This window comes from Enterococcus sp. FZMF (assembly GCF_030263915.1).
Lineage (GTDB): Bacteria > Bacillota > Bacilli > Lactobacillales > Enterococcaceae > Enterococcus_D > Enterococcus_D casseliflavus.
In genome coordinates this window covers 2632156-2644183 of sequence record NZ_CP127160.1, presented here as the reverse complement: position 1 = coordinate 2644183, position 12028 = coordinate 2632156, and the positions used below count along the sequence as shown (strand labels likewise).

General features: G+C 42.5%; 8 protein-coding genes. 7 read left to right on the top strand and 1 reads right to left on the bottom strand.

All coding sequences use genetic code 11. The features are described 5' to 3' along the window. Positions 1-23: 23 nt before the first annotated feature. The 5 genes from QN079_RS12885 (at position 24) to QN079_RS12865 (ending at position 7080) form a co-directional block, all read left to right on the top strand. The gene (locus QN079_RS12885) at positions 24-1217 is read left to right on the top strand and encodes an NAD(P)-dependent oxidoreductase (RefSeq protein ID WP_289229885.1); all 1194 of its coding nucleotides are present in this window, start codon (positions 24-26) and stop codon (positions 1215-1217) included. Between the two features lie 54 nt (positions 1218-1271). Further along, positions 1272-1925 carry a GntR family transcriptional regulator gene (locus tag QN079_RS12880; RefSeq protein WP_005228608.1) on the top strand — a complete coding sequence of 218 codons (654 nt, stop codon included), beginning with the start codon at positions 1272-1274 and terminating at the stop codon, positions 1923-1925. A 135-nt stretch (positions 1926-2060) separates the two neighbouring features. Then, positions 2061-3275: a quaternary amine ABC transporter ATP-binding protein gene (locus QN079_RS12875; protein ID WP_005228609.1), complete on the top strand. Its 1215-nt coding sequence runs from the start codon at positions 2061-2063 to the stop codon at positions 3273-3275. Then, positions 3268-4992 (top strand): ABC transporter permease/substrate binding protein, encoded by a 1725-nt coding sequence (locus tag QN079_RS12870; protein WP_005228611.1) that lies wholly within the window; start codon positions 3268-3270, stop codon positions 4990-4992. Before QN079_RS12875 ends, QN079_RS12870 begins: the two co-directional genes overlap by 8 nt. A 327-nt stretch (positions 4993-5319) precedes the next feature. Then, positions 5320-7080 carry a glycoside hydrolase family 43 protein gene (locus QN079_RS12865; protein WP_289229884.1) on the top strand — a complete coding sequence of 587 codons (1761 nt, stop codon included), beginning with the start codon at positions 5320-5322 and terminating at the stop codon, positions 7078-7080. A 44-nt stretch (positions 7081-7124) separates the two neighbouring features. Here QN079_RS12865 and QN079_RS12860 read toward each other — a convergent pair whose 3' ends face one another. Then, the gene (locus QN079_RS12860; protein ID WP_087627855.1) at positions 7125-7955 is read right to left on the bottom strand and encodes a helix-turn-helix transcriptional regulator; all 831 of its coding nucleotides are present in this window, start codon (positions 7953-7955) and stop codon (positions 7125-7127) included. A gap of 169 nt (positions 7956-8124) precedes the next feature. Between QN079_RS12860 and QN079_RS12855 the strand changes: the two genes are divergently transcribed. Both QN079_RS12855 and QN079_RS12850 read left to right on the top strand, forming a co-directional pair. Beyond that, positions 8125-10539 carry a glycoside hydrolase family 2 TIM barrel-domain containing protein gene (locus tag QN079_RS12855; protein ID WP_289229883.1) on the top strand — a complete coding sequence of 805 codons (2415 nt, stop codon included), beginning with the start codon at positions 8125-8127 and terminating at the stop codon, positions 10537-10539. Next, a complete protein-coding gene (locus QN079_RS12850) occupies positions 10536-12020 on the top strand; it encodes a glycoside hydrolase family 30 protein (RefSeq protein WP_289229882.1) in 1485 nt (494 codons plus the stop codon). Before QN079_RS12855 ends, QN079_RS12850 begins: the two co-directional genes overlap by 4 nt. Positions 12021-12028: the final 8 nt, after the last annotated feature.

Below are 12028 nucleotides of genomic sequence, written 5' to 3'. Positions count from 1 at the left end.
AAAGACAAAAGGAGGTCTGCTTTATGGAGACGATTTATCAGTTAGATAAGATGACCGAAACGATAGCTAAGCGAGCAATCAAAAAAGGATACTCGTTAAAAAATCAAGCGGCCCCAGAGGCGCTGTTTGTGCGCAGTTCAACGGTTCCTAACGAATTGATCACTCCAGAATTAGCTGTGATCGCTCGCTCAGGAACAGGCACCAATACGATCGATTTGGCACGGTGTACTCAAAATGGCACAGTAGTTTTCAATAGTCCTGGTGTCAATGCCAATGCAGTCAAAGAGTTGGTGCTATCCAATTTATTTCTCAGCGTTCGCCCCTTATTCAAAGCGATCCAGACGGTAGCCGATTTACAAGAAGAACTAGCGTCCGGTCAAATTGAAGCAGAAGAGGTGTTGAAGGTAGCTGAAGAACGGCGAAAAGAAGTGATTGGCGAAGAATTAGCTGGAAAAACCATCGGTATTTTAGGGTTAGGAGAGATCGGTGAACGGGTGGCAAAAGCCTGTCATCAGCTAGGGATGGAGGTTTTGGGCTATGCCCGAACGAAGAAAGCAGCACACGATTACGAGCAAGTCAGTGACCTGCAAATGCTGTTGACCGAATCAGATTTTGTGGTGGTCTTGCTCCCTTTAAGTCAAGAGACCAAAGGCATGCTGAATCGAGAAACGATTCAGCAGATGAAAAAAAATGCAGTGTTGATGAATTTTGGTCGCGGGGAAATCGTGGAAGAAGCAGCCGTCTTAGAAGCATTAGCCAAAAATCAGCTCAAACAATACATCACTGATTTTCCTAGTGCGGGCTTGATCGGACAACCGAAAGTGTTGTGTTATCTGCATATCGGCGGCAGTACTACCAATGCCTTGGAAAAGGGGGACCACGTAGTTTTTGATCGCATGCATGCCTATTTACTCGCTGGGACGATTCAAGAATCGGTCAATTTCCCCCATGCAGAGTTGCCTTTTTTGGCACCGTATCGCTTAGCGCTGTTTTATCACGACAAGCCTGGTGCTTTTGCCCCATTATTGCGGATCATTTCTGAAGCAGGCGTGGATATCGATAATTTGGCGAGTGAGAGAAAAGCCGGAGTTGCCTATACTTTGATTGATCTTGATGAGACAAATGAAACACTGCTGCAAGATCTACAGCAGCAGATACAGCAAGAAACAGCGATCATTCGTGCCCGCTTGATCAAAAATTCGCGAACCAGTGAATAGTTGCCACCAACAATGTTTCTTGTTATGATGAAAAAAAAGTAAAGGAAGTTCATCATGACGAATAAGTTTCAAGATAAAAAGAAGGTCGCTTTGCCTCGTTATCAGCAGATTGCCGTAGCGATCGCGGAACGAATCGTTGAAAATCGCTACCAAGTTGGGCAAAAGATCCATGCACGCTCAACGTTAGCCAGCAATTTCAATGTCTCTCCTGAAACAGCCCGCAAAGCGATCAATGTATTAGTTGATTTAGAAATCATGGACGTCCGTCATGGCAGCGGCGCCTATATTGCTTCAAAGGAAAAAGCACAGGCCTTTGTGGAACAATACCAAGATGTGCAGTCGATCCAAGAAATTAGACAAGATATTTTAGACAGTGTAGAGCGGCAGCAGCAAGAGCTGGATAATTTTTCTGACTTGTTGAACACGCTAGTGCAGCAAACCAAAAAGGTACACCACATGAGTCCGTTTGTGCCCTTTGAGCTTCAGCTGACGGAACAGGCGCAGCATTTGGAAAAAAGTATCAACGAATTGAATGTTTGGCAGGCCACGGGGGCGACGATCATAGCGATCCAAACAACCGAAGAATTGTTGTTGTCACCGGGCCCTTATGCGAAATTCAGTGCAGGCAATACGATTTATTTTGTCGGGAATGAATTGGCGTTGCAGCGCATGACCAATTTCTTCTATCCAACGGACCATTCAGCGTAATTCTTTTTCCTGATTCCCATGCTTTTTTTGCAAAAGAAAAAGCATTGGGAAATTTTTTTTGACAAAGTGACCACATCTTGTTAAGATAGTATGGTCACTTTCGTGAAATTTTTCAGAAAAAGGAGTATTAATCATTTGAGTAAAGTTAAAGTGGAACACTTAACCAAAATCTTCGGTAAGAAAAAGCAGCAAGCTCTTGCCATGGTCAAAGAACAACGCAGCAAAAACGAGATTTTAGAAAAAACGGGTGCCACCGTTGGGGTCTATGATGTGAACTTTGAAGTCAACGAAGGCGAGATTTTCGTCATCATGGGCCTTTCTGGAAGCGGGAAGTCAACATTGATTCGACTATTGAATCGATTGATCGAGCCGTCTGGCGGAGATATTTACATAGATGGCGTGGATGTTGCCAAAATGAGTAAAGAGGAACTACGAGAAGTTCGCCGTCACAAAATCAACATGGTTTTCCAAAGCTTTGGCCTTTTCCCTCATCGGACAATTTTAGAGAACACAGAATACGGACTAGAAGTCCGTGGGGTCTCGAAAGAAGAGCGAACAGCGAAAGCGGAAAAAGCGTTAGAAAACTCAGGATTGCTTTCTTTTAAAGACCAATACCCTGACCAGCTGTCTGGAGGGATGCAACAGCGTGTGGGACTTGCCCGTGCGTTAGCCAATGATCCAGAGATCCTCTTGATGGATGAGGCCTTTTCAGCATTAGATCCGCTGATTCGCCGTGAAATGCAAGATGAACTTTTAGAATTGCAAGCCAATGTTCAAAAAACGATTATCTTTATCACCCATGATTTGAACGAGGCCTTGCGGATCGGTGACCGGATCGCTTTAATGAAAGATGGTCAGATCATGCAGATCGGTACAGGAGAAGATATTTTGACGAATCCTGCCAATCAATACGTGCGTGATTTCGTGGAAGATGTCGATCGTTCCAAAGTCTTGACTGCGCAAAATATCATGGTCCCAGCATTGACGACGAACATCGAGATCGATGGACCAAGCGTAGCATTGAACCGGATGCGGAAAGAAGAAGTCAGCATGCTGTTAGCCGTCGACAAACGTCGTCACCTAAAAGGAAGCCTGACAGCCGAGTCTGCTCGTGAGGCACGGAAAAACAATCTGACCTTGAAGGAAGTTATTGATAAAAATGTTAAAAAGATCGATAAAGATATGCTGGTAACGGATATCTTCAATTTGATCTATGATTCGCCTACACCTTTAGCCGTGGTAGAAAACGATCGTTTGATCGGAGTCGTGATCCGCGGAAGTGTGATTGAAGCATTGGCTGAGACTGATTCAGCCGCTCAAGCAGAGGAAGGGGTAGTGACAAATGGATAATTTCTTACAACATACGATTCCGGTGGCTGATTGGGTCGAAAACTTTACTGATTGGCTAACAGGAACTTTCAGTGGATTGTTTTCAGCCTTACAGTCTTTCGGACAATTTATCATGGACGCTATTACAAATGTATTACTGTTTGTACCACCGTTATTAATGATCGTCTTATTGACGGCTGCTGCCTTTTTCGTTTCACGCAAAAAATTCGGCTTGCCAGCCTTTACTTTTGTCGGGTTGCTGTTCATCTATAACCAAGGGTTATGGACAGACTTGATGAACACCGTGACGTTGGTCTTATTGTCGAGTTTGGTTTCGATCATCATTGGGATTCCACTAGGGATCTTAATGGCGAAAAGCGAAAAAGCGCAAAGTATCGTGACGCCGATCTTAGACTTTATGCAAACGATGCCTGGTTTCGTTTATTTGATTCCTGCGGTTGCTTTCTTTGGGATCGGGATGGTTCCAGGGGTCTTCGCCTCAGTGATCTTTGCTCTACCACCAACCGTTCGGATGACAAACTTAGGGATTCGCCAAATTTCTCGTGAATTGGTGGAAGCCTCTGATTCCTTCGGTGGGACTGGCTGGCAAAAACTGATCAAATTAGAATTGCCACTAGCCAAAAGCACTATTTTGGCTGGGGTCAACCAAACCACGATGCTGGCATTATCAATGGTCGTGATCGCGTCAATGATCGGTGCTCCTGGGTTAGGGCGCGGCGTCTTGTCCGCCTTACAACGAGCACAAGTCGGTAACGGATTTGTCAGTGGGGTATCCTTAGTTATTTTGGCGATCATCATGGATCGCTTTACCCAGAATTTGAATCGTTCGGCACATCAAAAAGCAGCCAGCAAGACAAGTCGCAAACAAAAGCGTCTTTTTGGCGGGATTGCTGCAGCGGCGGTCGTTGCTTTGATTGGCGCATCGTTTGCCTTTGGAAATGTTTCTGACAGCAAAGGCACGGTGAACTTGGCGTATGTCGAATGGGATACGGAAGTTGCATCTACCCATGTGGTGGCAGAAGTTTTGTCGCAAATGGGCTACGAAGTCAATACGACGCCTTTGGATAATGCCATCATGTGGGAATCGGTGGCAAAAGGGGAAGTTGACGGGATGGTCGCTGCTTGGCTGCCATCTACGCATCAATCCCAGTATGAACAGTACCAAGACCAAGTTGAAAACTTAGGTCCTAACTTAGAGGGGGCAAAACTGGGGATCGTTGTACCAAGTTATATGGATGTTGATTCCATCGCAGACCTTTCTGACGAAGCTGGAAAAACCATCACTGGTATCGAACCAGGCGCTGGTGTTGTAAATGCAGCGGAAAATACAGTTGCAACGTATGACAACCTTTCCGATTGGAATGTCGCTACCTCTTCTTCAGGAGCGATGACAGTGGCATTAGGCCAAGCCATCAAGAACCAAGATGAGATCGTTATTACTGGCTGGTCTCCACATTGGATGTTTGCGAAATATGATCTGAAATATCTGGATGATCCAGAAGGAACAATGGGTGAAGCAGAAAGCATCAACACTGTTGTACGCCAAGGATTAGCAGATGACATGCCAGAAGTCTACGAAGTACTTGATCGTTTCAACTGGACACAAGAAGACATGGAAGAAGTCATGTTAGCAATCAATGACGGAACGTCAGCCGAAGATGCAGCCAAAGATTGGGTAGCCAATCACCCAGAAGAAGTTGCTGCTTGGACGAACTAACTTCTTTCAAATAAATGTATAAAATCTTCAATCGATTTTAATGTTGAGAAAGCACGCATCCACCTTCGGATGTGTGCTTTTTTTGATCGTTTATTTGCTGCACAAACTTCAGGTATAAAGAAAATGAGCGAACAATGACCGATGATTTTTGACAAGAAATAGCAAAGAATGGCCAGTCAATGGAGTCGCTCGTGTAAGAAAATAGAAAAGCAAGTGTTTCAAAATCTTATAAAAGTTCGTTCATCAACTTATACAAATTCACGGGAACTTCTATAAAATGAGAGAGAAGGAAGTCGAGTGCATAGAGAAGGAATTAGGAGGGATTGGATGACGGCTTATTTATTTTGTCATTTCACTGGCGAGCAAAAAAATGGTGAGCAAGTATACTTTAGTGTGAGCAAGGATGGGTTGACTTTTACAGATTTAAATCAAGGCCATCCCGTTTTGAAAAGTGATCTTGGGGAAAAAGGAGTCAGAGACCCTTTTCTGGTTAAGGGGAAGGACACGTATTATCTCATTGCGACAGATTTGCGTATTGAAAAGGGACTTGGCTGGGCACAGGCTCAAACCAATGGTAGCCGCCAGATGGTTATCTGGTCATCAACGGATCTGGTGTATTGGACAAACCCATGGACCGCAACGATCGCTCCAGAAGATGCCGGGAATTTGTGGGCGCCAGAGGCAATTTATGACGCAGAAAAAGAGACATTTTTTGTCTATTTTTCTGCAAATGTCAATGGAAAACATAAGATTTATTCTGTTTCTACCAAGGATTTTCAGACGTTTACTGAGCCAGTGCTATTTATTGAAAAAACGATGGATGTGATCGATACAACGATTGTTTTTAGTCAGGGGTATTATTATCGTTTTACAAAAAACGAAGAAAATAGTCGCATTTTTTTAGATCGCAGTCAACAGCTGACAGGAGACTATCAGGAAGTAACTTCTGAATATCTCGCTCAATTAGAAGGGGTTGAAGGACCGCAATTGTACCAATTACCTGATGGCAAATGGGCGCTGATCGTAGATCACTTTAAAAAAGGCACCGGATATGGGATCGCAGTAAGTGATGATCTCGCAACAGGCGTTTTCGAACCTGTTTCTGCCTTTGACTTCGGTCAATCTATCAAGCGCCATGGTGGAGTGATTACGATCACAGATGATGAGTATCAACGATTACTGACCTATTATCAACAGAAAAACCCGGTTTTAGATGGTCTTTATGCAGACCCTGATTTGGTGTCATTTAACGGGAAATTTTACTTATATCCAACATCAGATGGTTTTACCGATTGGTCTGGGACAAGCTTTTCGGTATTTGAATCAGAAGATCTTACTCAGTGGACAAATAAAGGAACGATCCTTGATCTAGCATCCTCGCAAGTGAAATGGACGATCGGTGGTGCGTGGGCACCTTGTACAGCAGAAAAAGAAGGAACGTTTTATTTTTACTTTACTGGAAAAATGGCGGATGGACGCTCAGGAATCGGTGTCGCTTATGCGGATCATCCAACAGGTCCCTTTATTGCAGATGAGAAACCGCTTTTGAGTCCTGACCTTATCGATGACTATGGGTTAAACATGAGTCAAGTCATTGATCCATCTGTTTACGTAGAAGCTGGAAAGTACTATCTATTGTTTGGCAATTCTGCGGGAGGAACGGCTGCGATCGTAGCGTTGGGAGATGACATGCGAACAGTCAAACTTGATACGCTAGCAGAATATCAAGGGCTGGAAGATTTTCGAGAAGCCATTACCGTTTTGAAAAAAGATGATTTGTATCATTTTACTTGGTCGGGAGAAGATACCCGCAGCGAAGACTATCATGTGAATTATGGTACCTCCTCTTCATTGTATGGACCGATTCACTATCATTATCCTGTCTTACAAAAAAATGGTGAAAAAGGCATTTTAGGAACCGGTCATCACAGTATTTTAGAGCATTCTGATAGGTATTATATTGCTTATCACAGCTTTGCTGTTCCACTTAGTAAGTATCCAGAAGAAGCCCGCGGATTTCATCGACAGGTTCGCATTTCCCCATTAGATTTTGACGAAGCAGGCTATATGAAGCAAGTAATCGTATAAGAAAAAGGGTGCAGCGATGCATCCTTTTTTGTCTGCAAATTCAGTTAGTTTCTTTTACGAACGTTAGAAGGAGCAAGATGATAATGCTTTTTAAATAGTTTACTAAAATAAAAAGGATCATGATAACCTACTTTTTCTGCGATTTCTTTGATGGTCAAATTGGTATGAAGCAACAGCTCATAGGCATGTTTGAGCCGAATCTCGATCAAATATTTAATCGGACTACGACCAGTGATTTTCCGAAAGACTTTTGAAAGTTGGGCAGGACTAATATAAAGCATGTCTGCTAGCATTTCCAATGTGATGTCTTCTTGGTGATGATTCTCCAAATAATAAATCGTATGGTTCACTAGCGTTTGTTTTTGTTTATCTTTTTCAGAGATCACTGCCAGGCAATTGTTTGGATCGGAGGGCGTCAAACTTCTTAAAATCAAAGCTAGCATTTCGAGAATGATTCCTTTGCCCATCAAATCGTGATGAAGGTTATGGCTATTGAACTCCTGGGTCAGCTGCCAAGCTTTTTTGAAAAACGCTTCTTGATAAATTCCCAAGTCTAGTAGGGGATTTTCATTTGGAAAGGTATTAAAAGGAAGTCCTTCGATCAAAATATTGGAAAGGCCGATATGAAGTTCATGGGATTCCATCCCAGCCGGATGGATTTCGGTATGAGGAAGACCAGGGTTAAAAAGGAGGGCATCTCCAGTAAATAACCTTGTGCGGGTCTCATTAAATTCATAATCAACGGTTCCTTCTAATACGATGCTGATCTCAATGAAATCATGATGGTGGTAGCCCCGAAGATTTTTCTTTTTATTCCAAAAGTCAACGACATAAATAATTTCAGGATTAAATATATTCGAATGGATGTGGTACATAGTTCCCTCCTATTACCTACGAAAAGGTAGGCGTTTTTTTTCTTCATATCATATAATACATGAAAATGAATCGGATAGACTATGTTCTTCATTAAATGTTTTAGTAAAATTAAGTGAAAGAAAGCGATTTCTTTACTTGAGTATTGGTAAAAGGGAGGTTAGGGATTAAATGGAAAAACGTTTTTTGAATGAATGGCGATTCTCAAAACAAGAAGAAAAAGAAGCATGGAAAAAAGATTTTGATGATTCTACTTGGGAAAAGGTAACGATTCCTCATGATTGGGGTGTCTCTTATCCCTTTGAAAAACACTTTTCAAGCGGAACAGGATATCTACCCGGAGGGATAGGTTGGTATCGAACCAAACAGTCGCTGCAAGCGTTGGGTGACCTTACGAATAAAGTCGTAAAAATTCATTTTGAAGGTGTTTATAAAAACGCTCGGGTTTGGATCAATGGCTATCATATGGGGATGAGACCTTCAGGATATGCTTCATTTTATTATGATTTGACAGAGATTTTAACTTACAATTCGGATGATAGCTTGCTTATTAGTGTCCGTGTCGAGCACACGGATTTGGCAGATTCAAGATGGTATAACGGAAATGGAATCACGCGTCCTGTTTCTCTTGAAATTCATGATTCTATTTATATCGACGAATACGGAACGAGTTTTTCAACCCCGTGTGTTACAGACCAGCAAGCAGAGCTAGTGATTGAACATCGGCTAGTAAATACCTTAAAACAAGACCGTGTTGTTAGGATCGAACAAATGCTGGAAAGCTTACAAACGGAAAAAGTGAGGAACATAAGTCAGGAAATCCAACTTAACGCAGGGGAACGCCGCACAGTCACATTGAAGGCAAAAATTGAAAAGCCAGAGCTATGGTCACCTGAAGTGCCGAATCTTTATCAGCTACGAACAAAGCTGAGCTATCAAGAAGAATCCTTGAAGGAAAATGAGAGCGTATACAACGAGTATGTCGGGATCAGATCCTTTCAATTTGATGTCAATGAGGGTTTTTCTTTAAATGGGCAGCAGCTGAAAATCAAAGGTGTTTGCTTGCACGAAGATGCGGGCTCTTTCGGTACAGCTGTTCCGATGGAGGTATGGGTACGGCGTTTAATAAAGTTAAAAGAGATGGGGGCAAATGCTATACGAATGGCACACAATCCTCATTCGTTTGCTTTGTATCGTTTATGCGACACCATGGGATTTTTAGTCTTTGATGAAGCGTTTGATGAATGGGAAAATCCTAAAAATAAATGGTGGCAAGGTCATAATGTGTATCCACCCAAGTTAGAAGGAGCAGCAGAACATTTTCCAACTTGGTATGAAAAAGATTTGGAAAATATGATTTTACGCAATCGAAACCATCCATCGATCATTGCTTGGAGCATTGGCAATGAGATTGATTATCCCAATGATCCATATGCTAGTCCATTGTTTGCTGAAATGACAGGGAATAATGACAATAGCAAACCAGAAGCTGAGCGTATCTATAATCCACATCGCCCTGATATGAGAAGGTTACGCACGATAGCCGAAAAGCTGGTCCGTTTGAGCAAAACACTTGATCCGACTCGACCAGTTACCTTGGCAGCAGCTTTTCCAGAATTATCTACGAAAATTGGCTTGATCGATCACTTGGATGTCGTTGGCTATAACTACAAAGAACATCTATACGAAGAGGATCATCGCAAATTCCCAGATAAACCTTTTATTGGGAGTGAGAACAGTCACGGGTTTAAAGAATGGCAAACGGCAAACACTCTTCCGTATATCGCTGGACAATTTTTATGGACGGGCATTGATTATTTAGGGGAAGCCCATGGCTGGCCTATTCACGGATCTGGGGCAGGCTTATTGACATTGGCTGGTATTGAAAAGCCTAGTTATTACAAGAGAAAGAGCTGGTGGAGTCAAGAACCGACTGTTTATTTGACAACGATTCCTTACGAGAAAAACAAACGAAGAGCAGAATGGGAACCCACCTATCGAAAATGGTCTTACCCAGCTGAGCAAGAAATTGAAGTAAGGTGTTATACAAATGCAAAAGAGATTCGATTGAAGGTTGGTAACTTGGAAGTACCCAATGTTCGTTATGATGATACCTTTGGTTATTATGTTGCACGGATCAACTATCAGCCAAAAACCTTGTCGGTGGAAGCGGTATTTGAAGAAACGATTCTGCATGATGAAATAAGACCCGAAGCAGCGCCAACTGCTTTGGTAGCTATGAACTATGAAATTCCTCAAAGATGGCGGGAGAAATTGGCTGCTACCGATTTAACACTAAATAAGAACCTTCATCAAATCGAATGCCAAGTCTTGGATTATGCCGAAAATCCGATAGCAGCAGAAGTAATGGTCTATTTAGAAGTCGAAAATGGGACATTACTAGGTTTGGAGAATGGTGATCTAGCAGATACTACCGCTTATACAGGGTCATTCCGTCGAACGATGCAAGGAAAGTTGCTTTGCTTTGTAGCAGGAGCGCGCAAGAAAGAGACAGTTGTGACGCTGCGCTCACCTGGACTACCAGATACACGATTGACTCTAAAGAATAGAGAGGGAAGTACATGATAAAAAAGCGGACACTCCTTATTCCTTTGGTCTTATTGAGTATACTGACAGCGTGTGGAACGGTCGAGGAAAATACACAGAAAGAAAAAGAGCCAGAGACAGATGAAGTCATTGAAACGGCGACGATCACCTTAAATACGGCAGAAACCTATCAGACAATTGAAAGCTTTGGCGCAAGTGGAGCTTGGTGGAGTCAAGATGTCGGTGGCTGGATCGAAGAAGAAACAGCAGAACTTTCGAAGCGAGAATATATCGCAGAATTATTATTTGATCCGCTTGAAGGGATTGGCTTGACGTCTTATCGCTACAACTTAGGCGCCGGAAGTACGTTACAAAATAGTCCTCGCATTGAAGATCCCTGGCGACGAGCAGAAAGTTTTGAAGAAGGACCCGAAGTCTATGATTGGTCGAAGGATGAAAATGCACGATGGATGCTGAAAACAGCGGTTGATTATGGAATTGATGATATCTATTTATTCGTCAATAGCCCATTGACGAGGCTAACGAAAAATGGTTCTGCGTATGGTGATCAGCTAGAAGAAAAACGCAGTAATCTAGCTCCTGAGAATTATCAAGCATTTGCCAACTACGTCTATGATGTAACGGAACACTTCTTAAAAGAAGGCATCCCCGTCACGCATGTGTCGCCAATCAATGAACCACAATGGGATTGGACTGGTGGTCAGGAGGGAACCTACTACGATCCAGCTGAAGTAGTCGCACTCTTAGAGGTATTTATTGAAGAAAAACAAAAAAGACCAGAGTTGAAACAAATAGCGCTATCGATGCCTGAATTAGGAGAATGGGCAAACACCAGCAAGGAATATTTCGAAGCAATCATCGAAAATGATACATTGATGAATTACTTTGACACGTGGGAAGTCCATTCATATTGGACCACTTACGTCGAGAAAATGAATTTTAAAGAGTGGTTAGACGAAAAGGAAATCGATGTTACCTTAAAAATGTCTGAGTGGACAAAAATGATCAATGGTCGCGACTACACTATGGACTCTGCCCTAAACTTAGCCAACGAGATGCACGATGATTTAACGATCCTTGATGTGGTTGCTTGGCAATATTGGATCGCAGTTAGTAGTTACGATTATCGAGATGGTCTGATTTATGTAAATTTGGGTTCAAAAGAAATTATTCCGACAAAAAGACTTTGGGGGATGGGAAATTTCAGCAAGTTTATTCGACCAGGGTACACGAGAGTTTCCGCAATCAGCGACGACAAAGAGGTGAATGTCGTAAGCTTTTTGGGAAAAAATGAAGCAAACGAAGAAGAACTTATTACAGTGCTTATCAATAATAGTTTTCAGGAAAAAGAGATTGATCTTCAAGGCGTCGGATTTGACGAAATCATCAGCTATACGACAGATAGTGAGTCTGATTTAAAAGAGAGCATCGCTTCTCAGGCTCTGACAATCCCTCGGCAATCGATCGTTACCTTGAAGAGCGTTACAACGAATGAATAAGAAAAGGG